Consider the following 15,286-nt stretch of genomic DNA (forward strand, 5'->3'; position numbering starts at 1 on the left):
GGCGCATTATAAGGGGATCTGAAACCCCGTCAACCCTTAATTTGCAAAAATCTCAAAATCCCCTGGCCCGCCCGAACAACCGCGGCACACGCCGCCAAACCGGGGGAATACGTAGCACCATCAACAGCCCGCCTATGCCGGCATAAATGGCCCACTCCTTGAGGTCGGAACGCACGATCCACAGAAAATGCAGCAACCCCAATCCAAGAATCACGTAGACCAACCGATGCAGCTTCTTCCACCGACTGCCCAGGCGCTTCTGACTGTAGCGATTGGACGTCACCGCCAACGCCAGCAAGCCCAGAAAACCAAGCGCCCCCACAATGATGTAGGGCCGCTTGCGCAACTCCACCCCCAACTGCCCCCAGTCCAAGCCAAGGATGAACACCATATAGGCCATCAGGTGCAGCACAATATAAGCAAAGCACCACAACCCCAGCTGGCGGCGTACCACGATCCAGCCAGACCAACCGCTCAAGCGCTGCAACGGCGTCATCGACAGGGTGATCAGCAGGAACACCAAGGCGCCCAGCCCAAGCCGGTCCATCAGGATTTTCCCAGGGTCCGGCCCCAACAGCCCCATCGCGGCTTCATACAACCACGCAGCGGGGAACAGGCAACCGGCCACGAAAATGGCCAGACGAAACCAGGGATAACGCATCAGTAATTCTTCCGCAGGTCGAGGCCGCTATACAGAGACGCCACTTCATCGGCATAGCCATTGAACATGAGCGTATCGCGCACATTTGGACTGAGCAGCCCGCTGGGCAGTCGGCGTTCGCGGGCCTGGCTCCAACGCGGATGATCGACCGTCGGATTGACGTTGGCATAGAAGCCATACTCGTCCGGCGCCAACCCCTGCCAGGTGGTGCCTGGCTGCTCAGCCACCAAGCTGATGCGTACGATCGACTTGATGCTCTTGAAGCCATACTTCCACGGCACCACCAGACGCAACGGCGCACCGTTCTGGTTGGGCAACGCCCGCCCGTACATCCCTACCGCCAGGATCGCCAACGGGTTCATTGCCTCATCCAGACGCAACCCCTCTACATAAGGCCAATTGATCAAGGCAAAACCGGAACGCTGCCCCGGCATGCTCTTGGGGTCTTGTAGCGTTTCGAAGCGCACATAGCGCGCCTTGGAGGTCGGCTCCACCTGCTTGAGCACCTGGGCCAGCGAAATGCCCAACCAGGGAATCACCATCGACCAGGCCTCGACGCAGCGCAAACGATAGATACGCTCTTCGAGCTGATAGGGTTTGACGAAGTCTTCCAGGGCATAACGTCCAGGCTTGCCCACCTCGCCATCCACCACCACGCTCCACGGCTCGGTCTTGAGACTCCCGGCATTGGCCGCAGGGTCGCCTTTGTCGGGCCCGAACTCATAGAAGTTGTTGTAGTGGGTGGCGTCCTTGAACGGGGTAATCGCCTCCCCTTGTACCGTCACCGCCTGCCAGCGCGCGGCATCGAGCTTGCTCGCGAACCAGCCAGGTGCGGTCCCAGGCTCGACATCGGCATAGCGAGACGCCTCGCCAGCCACTCCCAGGCGCGGCAATGCGCCGACAGCCAAGCCGGCCAGCGTGCCACCCAGTAGGTGACGGCGGGACAGGTAAAGTGCTTCGGGGGTAACGTCCGACAGTTTGCAGTCAGAGGTGCGGGGGATCTTGATGAGCATGGCGGCTCCACAGTACGGGTAACTGATGTACCCGTAAGACTATGGAGCCGGCAGGTTATTCCGCGATTAAATTTTTATCAGGCTTTCTTTCGACGCGTGCGCAACAGGTACTGCACAGGACCCGAAATCGCATAGCCGAGGAAGATCAGCAGCAGGATGCGCGGCGGATCGCTGAACACCACGGCGAACACCAACACCACGGCCAAAATCGCAACGAACGGCACGCGCCCCTTGAGATCCAGCTCCTTGAAGCTGTTGTACTTGATATTGCTGACCATCAGCATGCCGGCAGCAGCCACCAGCAGCGCCACCAGGAACGACAGCTTCGAGCCCTGGATACCATAGTCGCTGAACGCCCACACAGTACCGGCCACCACGCCCGCAGCAGCGGGGCTGGCCAAGCCGATGAAGTAGCGCTTGTCGGCAGTGCCGACCTGGGTGTTGAAACGCGCCAGACGCAACGCCGCACCCGCCACATAGATGAAGGCAACCATCCAGCCGACCTTGCCCATGTCTCCCAGCGCCCAGCCGAACGCCAGCAGCGCCGGCGCCACGCCGAATGCGACCATATCCGACAGCGAGTCGTACTCGGCCCCGAAGGCGCTCTGCGTATTGGTCATGCGCGCGACACGGCCGTCAAGGCTATCGAGCACCATGGCCACGAAGATCGCGATGGCGGCAAAGGCAAAATACTTGCTCGCCTCTCGCGGGTCACCGGCGCTCAGGGCGCTTTGCGCGCTCATCGAGCTGATGATGGAATAGAAACCAGCGAACAGGTTCGCGGTGGTGAACAGATTGGGCAGCAGGTAGATGCCGCGGTGGCGGACCTTGCGCCCTTCGGCGTCATGCCCTTCTTCGACGTGCTCATCGACAGGTAGCAGGCTTTCGGCGTCGGAGGGCTTATTCGGCTCTTCGGGACGTTCGCTCATGAAAAGTACCTTGCAACAGGGTGGAATATGTTCGACATGGGCCCGCGAAACAGGTTCTAACGGCGGGCCACTGGTCGCTTTATACCAGATGCAGCCCACACAAACGAAAAAACGCGGCCGAAGCCGCGTTTTTCATCTACCGAAGCAAGACTCAGTTCTTGGTCTTGTCGACGATCTTGTTGGCCGAGATCCACGGCATCATCGAGCGCAGTTGCTCGCCGATGATTTCGATGCCGTGAACGGCGTTGTTACGACGCTTGGCGGTCATCGATGGGTAGTTGGTGGCGCCTTCGGAGATGAACATCTTCGCGTACTCGCCGTCCTGGATGCGCTTCAGAGCATTGCGCATGGCCTTGCGGGATTCTTCGTTGATGACTTCTGGGCCGGTGACGTACTCACCGTACTCGGCGTTGTTGGAGATCGAGTAGTTCATGTTGGCGATACCGCCTTCGTACATGAGGTCAACGATCAGCTTCAGCTCGTGCAGGCACTCGAAGTAGGCCATTTCTGGCGCATAACCCGCTTCGACCAGGGTTTCGAAACCGGCCTTTACCAGCTCGACGGTACCGCCGCACAGAACGGCCTGCTCACCGAACAGGTCGGTTTCGGTCTCGTCCTTGAAGGTGGTTTCGATGATGCCGGTACGACCGCCACCCACGCCTGCGGCGTAGGACAGCGCGACGTTCTTGGCATTGCCCGAGGCGTCCTGGTAGATCGCGATCAGGTCAGGGATACCGCCGCCTTTGACGAACTCGGAACGTACGGTGTGGCCCGGAGCTTTCGGCGCGATCATGATCACGTCGAGGTCGGCACGCGGAACGACCTGGTTGTAGTGGATCGAGAAGCCGTGGGAGAAGGCCAGGGTAGCGCCCTTCTTGATGTTCGGCTCGATTTCGTTCTTGTACAGGGCGCCCTGGAACTCGTCCGGGGTCAGGATCATGACCAGGTCGGCAGCAGCGACGGCAGTGGCGACGTCGGCGACTTTCAGGCCGTGGGCTTCTGCCTTGGCCACGGTAGCCGAGCCTTTACGCAGACCGACGGTGACGTCTACACCGGAGTCCTTCAGGTTGCACGCCTGGGCGTGACCTTGCGAACCGTAACCGATGATGGCGACTTTCTTACCCTGGATGATGGAAAGGTCGCAGTCTTTATCGTAGAAAACTTTCATGAAATACCCCTGGTTATATCTCGGCCCCTGAGGAGCCATCGCTAATTTTTGATGTTAAACGCTGAGCACTTTGTCGCCACGGGCAATGCCGGTAACGCCGCTGCGCACGGTTTCGAGAATCGATGCAGTGCCGATGGCCTGGATGAAGCTGTCCAGTTTGTCGCTGGTGCCGCTCAGTTGCACGGTGTACACACTGGCAGTCACATCGACGATCTGGCCACGGAAGATATCCGTGGTGCGCTTGATCTCGGCACGCTGGGCACCGGTAGCCTTGACCTTGACCAGCATCAGTTCGCGCTCGATGTGCGCGCTTTCCGACAGGTCGACCAACTTGACCACTTCGACCAGCTTGTTCAGGTTCTTGGTGATCTGTTCGATCACTTCATCATGGCCAACGGTGGTCAGCGTCAGACGCGACAGGGTCGGGTCTTCGGTTGGCGCCACCGTCAGGCTTTCGATGTTGTAGTTGCGCTGAGAAAACAGGCCGACCACGCGAGACAAGGCACCGGGTTCGTTTTCCAGCAGCAAGGAGATGATGTGCCGCATATCAGGTACGCTCCGTCTTGCTCAGCCACATGTCACGCATCGAACCGTCCTTGATCTGCATTGGGTAGACGTGTTCGGTACGGTCGATCGCGATGTCGATGAACACCAGTCGATCCTTCATCGCAAAGGCCTCTTCCAGCTTCGGCTTGAGGTCCTTCAGGCTGGTGATGCGGATACCCACATGGCCATAGGCCTCAGCCAGCTTGACGAAGTCAGGCAGCGACTCGACATAGGAATGCGAGTGACGGCCGTTGTAGGACATGTCCTGCCACTGGCGCACCATGCCCAACACACCGTTGTTCATGTTGACGATCTTGACCGGCAAGCCGTACTGCATGCAGGTGGACAGTTCCTGGATGTTCATCTGGATACTGCCTTCACCGGTAACGCAGGCGACATCCTGATCGGGGAAGTTCAACTTCACGCCCATGGCCGCCGGGAAACCGAAGCCCATGGTGCCCAGGCCACCGGAGTTGATCCAGCGATTGGGTTTGTTGAAGCGGTAATACTGCGCCGCGAACATCTGGTGCTGGCCCACATCGGAGGTGATGAAGGCGTCGCCGTGGGTAACCTCGCACAGGGTTTCGATCACGTGCTGCGGCTTGATCACACTGCCGTCGCCCTTGTCGTAGGGGAACAGGCCAGCGTCACCACGCCACTCGTCGATCTGCTTCCACCAGGCATCGAGCGCCACCTTGTCAGGCTGCTCGCCGATTTCCTTGAGGATGGTCAGCATTTCGTTCAGCACGCTCTCGACCGGACCTACGATCGGTACGTCGGCCTTGATCATCTTAGAGATCGACGCCGGGTCGATGTCGATGTGAATGATCTTGGCGTTCGGACAGAATTTGGCCGGGCCGTTGACCACACGGTCGTCGAAACGCGCACCGACCGCGAAGATCACGTCGGCGTTGTGCATGGCCAGGTTGGCAGTGTAGCTGCCGTGCATGCCGAGCATGCCGAGGAACTGGCGATCGGTACCTGGGAAGCCGCCCAAGCCCATCAGGGTATTGGTGACTGGCAGGTTGAGCGACTTGGCGATTTCGGTGAGGGCTTCGGAGCCGCCGCCGAGGATCACGCCACCGCCGGAGTAGACGATCGGACGCTTGGCCGCCAGGAGCATTTCGGCTGCCTTGCGGATCTGGCCGGAGTGACCACGTACAGCCGGGCTATAGGAACGCAGCTTGACCTTTTTCGGGTAGATGTACTCGAACTTCTCGGCCGGGTTGGTCATATCTTTTGGAATGTCGACCACGACCGGGCCTGGACGGCCGGACTGCGCCAGATAGAAGGCTTTTTTCAGGACTTCCGGGATTTCCGAAGCGTGTTTGATCATGAAGCTGTGCTTCACGATCGGCCGGGAAATACCGATCATGTCGGTTTCCTGGAAGGCATCGGTGCCGACCATGGTGCTAGGCACCTGGCCCGACAGGATGACCATCGGAATGGAATCCATGTAGGCAGTGGCAATACCGGTGATGGCATTGGTCGCGCCGGGGCCGGAAGTCACCAGCACCACACCGGCCTTGCCGGTGGCACGGGCATAACCGTCCGCCATATGGGTAGCAGCCTGTTCGTGACGGACCAGGATGTGCTGGACTTCCGGTTCCTTGAACAGTGCATCGTAAACATGCAGGAGAGCACCACCAGGGTACCCGTAGATGTGCTTAACGCCTTCGTCACGCAAGAAGCGGACGACCATTTCAGCGCCGGATAAGAGCTCCACGTTGTTCACCTCTAAAACGCCAGAATACCGTCCTCACTGGACGGGTCTTAATAGGTTTACTGCCAAGCAGAGCATGAGCGAACGTCAGCACTGACTGAGCAAGTATTGGGAAAGCCCTGATGTGTTGCGGGTCTTCCCACCCAGCGCGAGGTAACGCGTTGCGGGGTGTAACAAGTCGGCGCGGGTGTGCGCCTCATGATCTGCTTAGCGGGTCTGCTTCTGGCAGTCCCCCTACAGCGGAATCTGGATTCTTGTGATTTGGCGCCTACAAGTCAAGAAAAATTATTGCCAATTTTTCCGCAAGATGAATCGCTACAACCACTAAAAACCTAAGCAGCAGCAGGAAAATTAAGATTTCTACAAAAAAGGGCCACAATCTGCGGCCCTTGAAGAAAAAACTGAGGAATTCCGGCTCAAGCACTGATCAATTGGTCGAACGCTGCCAGCAGTCGGCGCAGCTCGCGGCTTTGCTCAGGACGGTCGGTAAACACGGTTTCGGCCATGACCAAGATGCCCGAGGCGTTAGGCAGCGGATGGCCGTGTTCGAGAATCTGTGCCATGCGCGGCAGGAAGATCCACTGCAACCACTGCTCGAAGGCCATGCTGTCGACCGCGAACGGCACCGTGCTGGCGAGTGCTTCGGCGCTGGGCACCTGGTCGCTCCACCAGCCCTGGGTGCGCAATTCGTGCTCGATCAGCAACAGGTGATCGGCGATATCCAGGATGCGCTGCTCCATCACAGGTTGACCTGTGCCTTCTGCCGCGCCAGCGCCGCGCCAGCACTATCGCCCTGCTTCTCACGGGCCTGGGCGATGGTGTTCCACAGCTGGGCTTGCAGGTCAGGACGACCGTTGGCGTAAGTCAATGCGCGGCGGGCAAGCTGCTCGGACTGCGCCGCATCGCCTTGCGAGAGACGCACCTGGGCCAGGCGGAACAGCACCTGAGGCTCGCGCGGGGCAATACGCTGGGCACGCTCCAGGCTAGAGGCGGCGCCATTGAAATCGCCACTGCCTTGTTGTTGCTGGGCAGTGGTCAGCAACGCCAGCACCGGGCCATCGAGCTGTTCGTCGGCAGACAAGCCGCCGCTGCTGGCCCGTGGAATACCGGTCGGGGCCTGGGTGGCGGCCGGCGCGCTGCTCATCGATGCGATGTCGAACGGTTCATCGGCCACCGGGTTGGGGTTGGTGCTGATCGGACCACTGCTGACCGGGCCCGGGGTGATCGGGCCGGTGCTGATTGGCGTGGTGCTGATCGGTGCGCTACCGGCACCCTGCGGAATCATCACGGTCACGCCGGAATCTTCTGGCAGGGCCTGCGCCTGGCTGGTGCCGCCACTGGTCGGGTAGGCCGACGTGCGATTGGCCGAGACGCGCTCGCTATTGGAAACCCGGGTGCTCGAATCCACCACCGGAATGTTGCCACGCGGCACACTGGCACAGCCGTGCAGGACGGCCACCGAGGCCAAGGCAGGAATCCACCACTTGTTCACTTCACACCCTCTTCAAAAGCTCGCGCTCAATTCATCCAGCCCTTGACCCAGTCCATGACCGATTCAGCCGGGTTCTGTTCGCCACCGCAGGTAGCCCCGGCGGGCGGCTCGCTGCCGCGAATATACGGCATCTGCACCGCTCCCGGACAGCTGCCGTCGGAACCCTGCCCGGTGTGCGGGTCGATCCAGGCCTGCACCACGTTGTCTGGCTGTGGCATGTCCAGCGGCAGCGGGTCGGCCTTCTTCATGAAGCTGGTCCACACTTGCAGTGCACCGGTGGCGCCGGTGAACGGGGTCTTGCCGTTGTCGTCCCGGCCCAGCCACACCACCGCCAGCAGATCCTGACTGAAGCCCGAGAACCAGCTGTCGCGCGAGTCGTTACTGGTACCGGTCTTGCCCGCCAGGGTCAGCGAGCTTGGCAATACGTTGTACACCGAGCGGCCGGTCCCTTCACGCATCACCCGCTGCATGGCGTTCTGCACCAGATAGATGGCACCCGGATCGAACGTCTGCTGGATCTGGAACGGGTAGCGCTTGAGCGGCTCGCCCTCAGCGGTGAGCACACTGCGGATCCCGCGCATGGGAGTATTGAAGCCACCATTGGCGATGGTCTGGTACATGGTCGCGACCTGCATCGGCGACATACCGCCAGCACCCAACAGCATCGCCGGGTACGCCGGCCAGTCCACCTGCACGCCCAGGCGGCCGATAGTCTTGATCACGTTCGGCACGCCCACTTCCAGGCCCAGCTTGGCGGTGGACAGGTTCAGCGAGTTGGCCAGGCCTTGGTACAGGTAGATGGTGCCGTGGGGCCGACGATCATAGTTCTGTGGGCGCCACACTTGCCCGTCGGCGCCCTTGACCGAGAACGGCTCGTCCTGCACCCAGGTGGTCAAGGTGTACTTGCTCGGTTGCTCCAGTGCCGTCAGGTAGACCGACGGCTTGACCAGCGAGCCAATCGGCCGCACGGCATCCAGCGCACGGTTGAAACCGGCGAAGCCCGCCTGGCGGCTACCGATCAGGGCCTGCACCTCGCCAGTTTCCGGGTTGGTGACGACCATCGCCGACTCCACATCATCAGCGCCCTTGCGCCCGCCCAGGCGTTTGAAGGTTTCGCTCATGGCGGTCTCGGCCTTCATCTGCAAGATCGGGTCGAAACTGGTGAAGATGCGCAGCCCTTCTCCGGTCAAGTCTTCATCGCGGTAATCCTGGCGCAGCTGACGTTTGACCAGGTCAAGGAAGGCCGGGAATGAGCTGTCGGCCAAGCTGCCGCGCTTGGTCACGCCCAGCGGCATCTTCTTGGCCGCATCGACCACTTCCTGGCTCGCCACACCCTGCTCTGCCAGCAGGTCCAGGACCAGGTTGCGACGCTGCAACGCACGTTCCGGGTAACGGCGCGGGTTGTAGTAGGACGGGCCCTTGACCATGCCCACCAGCAAAGCGATCTGGTGCAGTTTCAGTTCCTGCAGCGGCTGGCTGAAGAAGAACTGACTGGCCAGGCCAAAGCCATGCACCGCGCGCTGGCCATCCTGGCCGATGAACACTTCGTTGAGGTAGGCCTCGAGGATCTCACGCTTGTCGTAGTGAATCTCCAGCAGGACCGACATCATCGCTTCGGTCAGCTTGCGGCTGAGGCTGCGCTCGTTGGTGAGGAAGAAGTTCTTCACCAACTGTTGGGTGAGGGTGCTGCCGCCCTGGCGCATGGCACCCGAGGAGGTGTTGACCCAGATTGCCCGGGCGATGGACTTGGGCGACACGCCGAAATGGCTGTAGAAGTCGCGGTCTTCGGTGGCGATCAGGGTTTCGACCAGATACGGCGGCACCTGGTCGATCTTGATCAGGATGCGGTCTTCGAGGTTCTTGGGGTAGATCCCGCCAATCATCAGCGGCTCCAGGCGAACGACGTCGAGCTTGGCGCCATTGGCGCCGTTGAGCCCGGCCACGTAGTCGCCGGAGAACCGCACGCGCACGAATTGCGCAGGCTCCATGCCCTCGTAGAACTGGAAGCCACGGGTGTTGATGTCGATGCTATTGCCATTTACCGAGGCGGCCCCCGGCCCGTTGGCCGTGCTTTCACGGCGGTAGCCAAGGGCATCGAGTTCAGTGAGAAAGTCGTTCTTGCTCAGTTTCTGGCCAACGAACAGCTCGAGCGGCCGGGCATACACCTTGGCCGGGATCGTCCAGCGCTTGCCGGAGAACTTCTCCTGCACGGTGGCATCGAGGTAGACCGCGAAGCCGGCGATCAGGACCAGACCGACCAGGCTGAGCTTGATGGCCCAGCCCAGCCAGGCGCGTGTGCGGCCGGTCGGGCGTTGTTTGGAGGGGCGAGAATTTCGGGTACGAGTCATGGCCGCGGATTATACGCACTTTGTAAAAGGGAGGCAGACGCCCCTCGGCTGTTTGCAGGGACGGCACCATTGACCATAATGGCGCATTCGAATTCCCTGACTCCCAAAAGGATGCTCCGTGAGCCAAGCCCTGATCAGCGCGCTGCAGAACCCCGCCCTTTATCCGCACCCGGTCGAGGGCTTCACGCTCATCGAGACACACATTTCCTGGGTACTGCTCACCGGCAAGTACGCCTACAAGATCAAGAAACCGATGAACTTCGGCTTCCTCGACTTCACCACCCTCGAACAGCGTGGCCACTTCTGCAACGAAGAGCTGCGCCTGAACCAGCGCCTGACAGAAGGCCTTTACCTGGAGGTGCTGCCGATCACCGGTAGCGCCGAAGCACCGCAGATCGGCGGCGAAGGCGTGGCAATCGAGTACGCGCTGAAGATGCGCCAGTTCCCCGAAGGCCAGATGCTCAACACCTTGCAGGCCAACGGCGAGCTGAACGCCGGGCACATCGACCAGATGGCCCAGCAGATCGCCGAGTTCCACCTGCAAGCACCGAAAGTGCCGGTGGATCATCCACTGGGCAGCCCGGACGCGGTCATGGCGCCGGTCGAGCAGAACTTCGAGCAGATCCGTCCGTTCCTCACCGACGCCGCCGACCTGCAACAGTTGGACAACCTCCAGGCCTGGGCCCAGGACAGCTTCAAGCGTCTGCACGGGCTGTTCGAAGCGCGCAAGGCCAATGGTTTCATCCGCGAGTGCCACGGTGACATCCATCTGGGCAACGCCACCTTGATCGACGGCAAGGTGGTGATCTTCGATTGCATCGAGTTCAACGAGCCGTTCCGCCTGACCGACGTCTACGCCGATATTGCCTTCCTGGCCATGGACCTCGAAGACCGTGGTCTCAAGTGCCTGTCGCGCCGCTTCATCAGCCAGTACCTGGAGCTGACCGGCGACTACGCAGGCCTGGAGCTGCTCAACTTCTACAAGGCCTACCGGGCCCTGGTGCGTGCCAAGGTCGCGCTGTTCAGCCTGTCGCCCGACAGCGATGGCGTGCAGCGCGCCACCACCCTGCGCACCTACCGCAACTATGCCAACCTGGCCGAAAGCTACGCGGCCATCCCTTCGCGCCTGCTGGCCATCACCCATGGCGTGTCGGCAGTGGGCAAGAGCCATGTCGCGATGCGCCTGGTCGAATCGCTGGGCGCGGTGCGCGTACGCTCCGACGTCGAACGCAAGCGCCTGTTCGGCGAGCAGCCAGCAGCGGCCAACGGCCAACTGCAAACCGGTATCTATGCCCAAGAGGCCAGCGCCGCCACTTACGCGCACCTGCACCAACTGGCAACGACCATTCTGCGCGCCGGTTTCCCGGTGGTGCTGGACGCCACCTACCTCAAGCACGCCCAACGCCAGGCCGCGGCGGAAGTTGCCAGCCAAACCGGCGTGCCGTTCCTGATCCTCGACTGCCACGCGCCCGAAGCGGTGATCACCAGCTGGCTGGCGCAGCGCCAAGTCGAAAACGTCGATCCATCGGATGCCACGCTGGAGGTGGTCAAGGCCCAGCAGGCCAGCCGAGAGCCTCTGGATGCCCAGGAGCTGCAGCAGTGCACGCCTGTCGACACGCAACACAGCAGCAGCATGGACCAGGTGATCGAGCAGATTCGCCAGCGCCTGCCGGGCCTCTAGCGTGAAGCAGTCGACAGTTCCCGCTTGAAATTCGGCGCCTCCCTGCCGATAGCATTAAAATGACATCATCCACACAGGAGGCGCCGCCATGAACCAACCCCGTCAGCTGGACAACGTGCTGTTCACGCTGGTGCGTAACGAACAGATCGCCGCCTTCAACCGCGAGAAAGCCCAGTACGCCGCCATCGACTTTCGTGGCGGTGACTTCCGCGGCCTGGATCTGCGTGAACTGGACACCCGCGGCATCGACTTCACCGATGCTTACTTCCGTGCCGCCGACCTGCGGGGCCTGGACCTGCGGGACAATGGTCTGGAAGGCGCCAGCCTTGCCCATGCGCAGATCTCCGGTACGTATTTCCCGGCCGAACTGTCTGCCGACGAGATTCTGATGTCGGTGAAATACGGCACCCGCCTGCGATATCGCACAATTCGTTAAGCGCAGTGCTGGGCCAGGTCGCCTCATGGCGAGCTGGCCCAGCGTGCCGCTATCCCATCGGCCCCCGGCGAAAGGCCGCATAATCGCCAAGCCCCGCTACACTCCTTTCTGACCTGCTCGCGATTTATCCACAAGACCCGTTCAGCCATCGCAAGGAGGCTCGATGAACGATGAATTGCAGCACCTGAAAAACCTTGGCAAGACCTCCGCGCAATGGCTGCACGCCGTCGGCATCCACAGTGCGTCGGACCTTCGTCGCCTGGGCGCGGTGGGGGCCTATCAGGCCGTGAGAACGCGAGGATTCCGGGCTTCCAAAGTGCTGCTGTATGCCATCGAAGGGGCCTTGCTGGACATGCACTGGAACGATCTGCCAGAAGAACGCAAGCAAGCACTGAACCAGCAACTCGACGCTAAAAGCCCCGCGCCACGCGCCGAAAAATAAATTCGGAAAAGGCATTGACGATTAAATGAGAATCGTTATGATTATCACAACTGGTCGCGAGACTGGTTGGATAAGCTGAAAGCCCCTGGTTCGGGCCTCAGATTATCTCCTCATCAGGCTAATCACGGTTATTGACCCGCCCATTGGGCGGGTCTTTTTTTGCCCGCGATTCAACGCCCCTTGCGCAGCTGCGCGCAATAATCCTGTTCAGGCAGCGCTGCGGTGTACCAGACAAAGTCGGCCATGCCCGGCTCGACTTCTGCGCCAACCTCCGCCAGCAACACCACCACGGTATCGCCCTCAGCCCCCAGATCAGCCAGGTGCAGCGGCACGCCCAGGTCCTTGCGTGCGTGGTAGCTGCCGGTGAACAGCAACGCCGGCTGTGGTGCGGCCAGCAGGCGCTCGGCAATACGCCGATCACGCTGCTGCTGGACCGCGAGCATGGCCGACACCTGGCTTTCCGGCAATAGGTTGCAGTGCCCCGTGCGCACCTGCTCGCGCAGCGCCTCAAGCACTCTGGGTTGGTTGGAGCGCTCGCCCACCGGACGCTGCGGATAGCGATAGGCCTCGCGGATCTCGCCAGGTGAGAGGTTGGCGGCAAGCAACGGATAAGGCTGCTGCATGGCATGCCGCACGATAGCCCCATACAGCGCCCAGTCCCAGCCCGCGTCCCAATCCAACGCCTTGGGCAGATCCGGCGGCAATGGCGTATTGGCCTGTAGCGTATCGACCAACGGCTGCTGCTCAGGCTCCAGCATCTCCAACAGCAAGCTGCCCTGCGCTCGACGACTCTCCAGCGCACGCAACAACCACAGCTGCAAGGCATGCTGATCGGGATTGTCGTGCTTCTCGCCCACCAGCACCCGCGGCGCACCAGCCAGGCGCTGTATCAGCTGCGCCGGACTAAGCAACTCACCACTGGCCAGGTCGCGGATCTGCCCCAAGCGCGAATCGTCGCGCCCTTCGCTGCTCTGCCAGACCGGCAGCGGCGCCAGTTGAGTTTGGCAAGCGCTCAAGGCCAGCGCCAGGCAGATCGACACACCAGACAACAGCGGATAGCGCATTGCGGCAAGCTCCTAGCGGGTGATGATCAGCGGATGGCCGCGCTCCGGGTGCGGCTGCACCAAGACGTCAATGCCGAACACAGCCTTCAGCGCGGTCGGGGTGAGCACCCGCTGCGGGGTATCCAGCGCGTGGCAACGGCCCTGCTCGAGCAGCAGGATATGGTCACAGTAACGCGCCGCCAGGTTCAGGTCATGCAGGATCACCAGCACCGCTGCGCCACGCTCGGCAAAACGACGCACCGCCTGCAACGTAGTGTGCTGGTGCAGCGGGTCGAGCGCCGAAGTGGGTTCGTCGAGCAGCAGCGTGGTCCCGGGCTCGCCGGGCCATAACTGCGCCAGCACCCGCGCCAGATGCACGCGCTGACGCTCGCCGCCTGACAACGCCAGGTAGCTGCGTTCGGCCAGGTGCGAAGCGTCTGCCGCCGCCAGCGCAGCGCTGACGATCTCGCGGTCACGGGCCTGGCCGCTGGCGTGGGGCAGACGCCCCATGCCGACCACTTCCTCGACGCTGAAGGAAAATCCAAGCGTGGAAACCTGCGGCAGCACCGCCAGGCGCTGGGCCCGCGCCTGGCCGGGCCAGTCGCCCAACGCGCGGCCATCCAGGCGCACCTCGCCCGAGGTAGGCGTCAGCTCGCCACACAGCGCACCGAGTAAGCTGCTCTTGCCAGCGCCATTGGGCCCCAGCACACCGAGCACCTGCCCCGGTTGCAGTTGCAGGTGGATACCGTGCAACACCTCGGTGGTGCCCCGGGTGAGCGAAAGGCTTTCGACATCGAGCATCAGCTACGCCCTCGCACCAGCAAAAACAGAAAGAACGGCGCGCCGATGAACGCCGTGACGATACCGATCGGCAGCTCCGCCGGCGCCAGCGCCAAGCGGGCGATCAGATCGGCGAACAGCAGCAGCGTCCCCCCGGCCAGCAACGAGGCCGGCAACAGCACGCGATGATCGGGCCCAGCCACCAACCGTACCAGATGCGGGACCACCAGGCCGATGAAGCCGATCAGCCCCGCCGCCGCCACCGCCGCACCAACGCCAAGTGCGGTGCAGAACACCAGTTCGCGCTTGAGCCCCTCGACATCGACGCCCAGATGACGCGCCTCCGACTCGCCCAGCAGCAAGGCATTGAGCGCCTGCGCACGGCGCGGCAGCCACAGGGTCACGGCGACGGACACCAGTAATAGGGGCCACAACCGCTGGTAGCTGGCACCATTGAGGCTGCCGAGGTTCCAGAACGTCAGGGTGCGCAGGGTGGCGTCGTCGGCCAGGTAGCTGAACAACCCCACCGCCGAGCCGCCCAGTGCAGTCATGGCGATACCGGCCAGTAACATGGTGGCGACGTTGGTCTGGCCATCACGCCGGCCCAGGCGATACACCAGAGCGGTCACGCCCAAACCACCGACGAAAGCGCACAGTGACAACAGGTAAGGCGCGAACCACGCCGGCATACCACCCAGCCAGCTACCGCCGACGATCGCCAGCGCCGCCCCAAGTGCAGCGCCACTGGCCACCCCCACCAGACCGGGGTCTGCCAGCGGGTTGCGGAACAGCCCCTGCATGGCCACGCCCGACAGCGCCAGTACCGCCCCCACCGCCAGGCCAAGCAAGGTGCGCGGCAGGCGGATCTGGCCAAGGATCATCTCGGCCTGTTCGAGCCCGTTGGCATCGAGCGGCACACCGATCAGGCGCACACCAGCACGCAGCGTGTCGAACAACGGCAGGCTGACTGGCCCCAGCGCCAACGACAGCCATACGGCCAGCAAGCACAGCAGGACCAGGCAGG

The 15,286-nt window shown here is 61.9% G+C and carries 15 protein-coding genes; 3 read left to right on the forward strand and 12 right to left on the reverse strand.

Annotation, left to right across the window (positions count from 1 at the left end):
- Positions 1-52 precede the first annotated feature (52 nt).
- From msrQ to mrcB, 9 genes are all read right to left on the reverse strand, one after another.
- On the reverse strand, positions 53-661 hold the full coding sequence (gene msrQ / locus FEM01_RS21265; protein ID WP_138221431.1) for a protein-methionine-sulfoxide reductase heme-binding subunit MsrQ: 609 nt from the start codon (positions 659-661) through the stop codon (positions 53-55).
- Positions 661-1,674 carry a protein-methionine-sulfoxide reductase catalytic subunit MsrP gene (msrP, locus tag FEM01_RS21270; RefSeq protein WP_138221432.1) on the reverse strand — a complete coding sequence of 338 codons (1,014 nt, stop codon included), beginning with the start codon at positions 1,672-1,674 and terminating at the stop codon, positions 661-663. Before msrP ends, msrQ begins: the two co-directional genes overlap by 1 nt.
- A 77-nt stretch (positions 1,675-1,751) precedes the next feature.
- A complete protein-coding gene (gene pssA / locus FEM01_RS21275; RefSeq protein WP_138221433.1) occupies positions 1,752-2,603 on the reverse strand; it encodes a CDP-diacylglycerol--serine O-phosphatidyltransferase in 852 nt (283 codons plus the stop codon).
- A gap of 151 nt (positions 2,604-2,754) precedes the next feature.
- Positions 2,755-3,771, reverse strand: coding sequence for a ketol-acid reductoisomerase (gene ilvC, locus FEM01_RS21280; RefSeq protein ID WP_138221434.1), 1,017 nt, complete (start codon positions 3,769-3,771; stop codon positions 2,755-2,757).
- A gap of 54 nt (positions 3,772-3,825) precedes the next feature.
- Positions 3,826-4,317, reverse strand: a complete 492-nt coding sequence (gene ilvN / locus FEM01_RS21285) for an acetolactate synthase small subunit (RefSeq protein WP_101322126.1) — start codon at positions 4,315-4,317, stop codon at positions 3,826-3,828.
- A gap of 1 nt (position 4,318) precedes the next feature.
- Positions 4,319-6,043 carry an acetolactate synthase 3 large subunit gene (locus FEM01_RS21290; RefSeq protein ID WP_138221435.1) on the reverse strand — a complete coding sequence of 575 codons (1,725 nt, stop codon included), beginning with the start codon at positions 6,041-6,043 and terminating at the stop codon, positions 4,319-4,321.
- Between the two features lie 413 nt (positions 6,044-6,456).
- Positions 6,457-6,783, reverse strand: coding sequence for a YqcC family protein (locus FEM01_RS21295; RefSeq protein WP_138221436.1), 327 nt, complete (start codon positions 6,781-6,783; stop codon positions 6,457-6,459).
- Entirely contained in the window at positions 6,780-7,532 is a 753-nt protein-coding gene (locus FEM01_RS21300) for a tetratricopeptide repeat protein (RefSeq protein WP_138221437.1), read from the reverse strand. The genes FEM01_RS21295 and FEM01_RS21300 overlap by 4 nt, the downstream gene beginning before the upstream one ends.
- Positions 7,533-7,558: 26 nt before the next feature.
- Positions 7,559-9,880 carry a penicillin-binding protein 1B gene (gene mrcB, locus FEM01_RS21305; protein ID WP_138221438.1) on the reverse strand — a complete coding sequence of 774 codons (2,322 nt, stop codon included), beginning with the start codon at positions 9,878-9,880 and terminating at the stop codon, positions 7,559-7,561.
- A 118-nt stretch (positions 9,881-9,998) separates the two neighbouring features.
- Here mrcB and FEM01_RS21310 point away from each other — a divergent pair, with 118 nt between their 5' ends.
- The 3 genes from FEM01_RS21310 (at position 9,999) to FEM01_RS21320 (ending at position 12,439) form a co-directional block, all read left to right on the forward strand.
- Entirely contained in the window at positions 9,999-11,561 is a 1,563-nt protein-coding gene (locus FEM01_RS21310) for an AAA family ATPase (RefSeq protein ID WP_138221439.1), read from the forward strand.
- An 88-nt stretch (positions 11,562-11,649) separates the two neighbouring features.
- Positions 11,650-11,997, forward strand: a complete 348-nt coding sequence (locus tag FEM01_RS21315) for a pentapeptide repeat-containing protein (protein WP_138221440.1) — start codon at positions 11,650-11,652, stop codon at positions 11,995-11,997.
- 163 nt (positions 11,998-12,160) lie between these two features.
- Positions 12,161-12,439, forward strand: coding sequence for a TfoX/Sxy family protein (locus FEM01_RS21320; protein ID WP_138221441.1), 279 nt, complete (start codon positions 12,161-12,163; stop codon positions 12,437-12,439).
- A gap of 170 nt (positions 12,440-12,609) precedes the next feature.
- On the opposite strand, the gene FEM01_RS21325 is transcribed toward FEM01_RS21320, so the two are convergent.
- From FEM01_RS21325 to FEM01_RS21335, 3 genes are read right to left on the reverse strand one after another with little or no spacing between them, the layout of a single operon-like run.
- Positions 12,610-13,503, reverse strand: coding sequence for a ChaN family lipoprotein (locus FEM01_RS21325; protein ID WP_138221442.1), 894 nt, complete (start codon positions 13,501-13,503; stop codon positions 12,610-12,612).
- 12 nt (positions 13,504-13,515) lie between these two features.
- A complete protein-coding gene (locus tag FEM01_RS21330) occupies positions 13,516-14,283 on the reverse strand; it encodes a heme ABC transporter ATP-binding protein (RefSeq protein ID WP_138221443.1) in 768 nt (255 codons plus the stop codon).
- Positions 14,283-15,266, reverse strand: coding sequence for a FecCD family ABC transporter permease (locus FEM01_RS21335; RefSeq protein WP_171031008.1), 984 nt, complete (start codon positions 15,264-15,266; stop codon positions 14,283-14,285). Before FEM01_RS21335 ends, FEM01_RS21330 begins: the two co-directional genes overlap by 1 nt.
- Positions 15,267-15,286: the final 20 nt, after the last annotated feature.

The organism is Pseudomonas mosselii (assembly GCF_005796105.1).
In the GTDB taxonomy this organism is placed as follows: Bacteria; Pseudomonadota; Gammaproteobacteria; order Pseudomonadales; family Pseudomonadaceae; genus Aquipseudomonas; species Aquipseudomonas mosselii_C.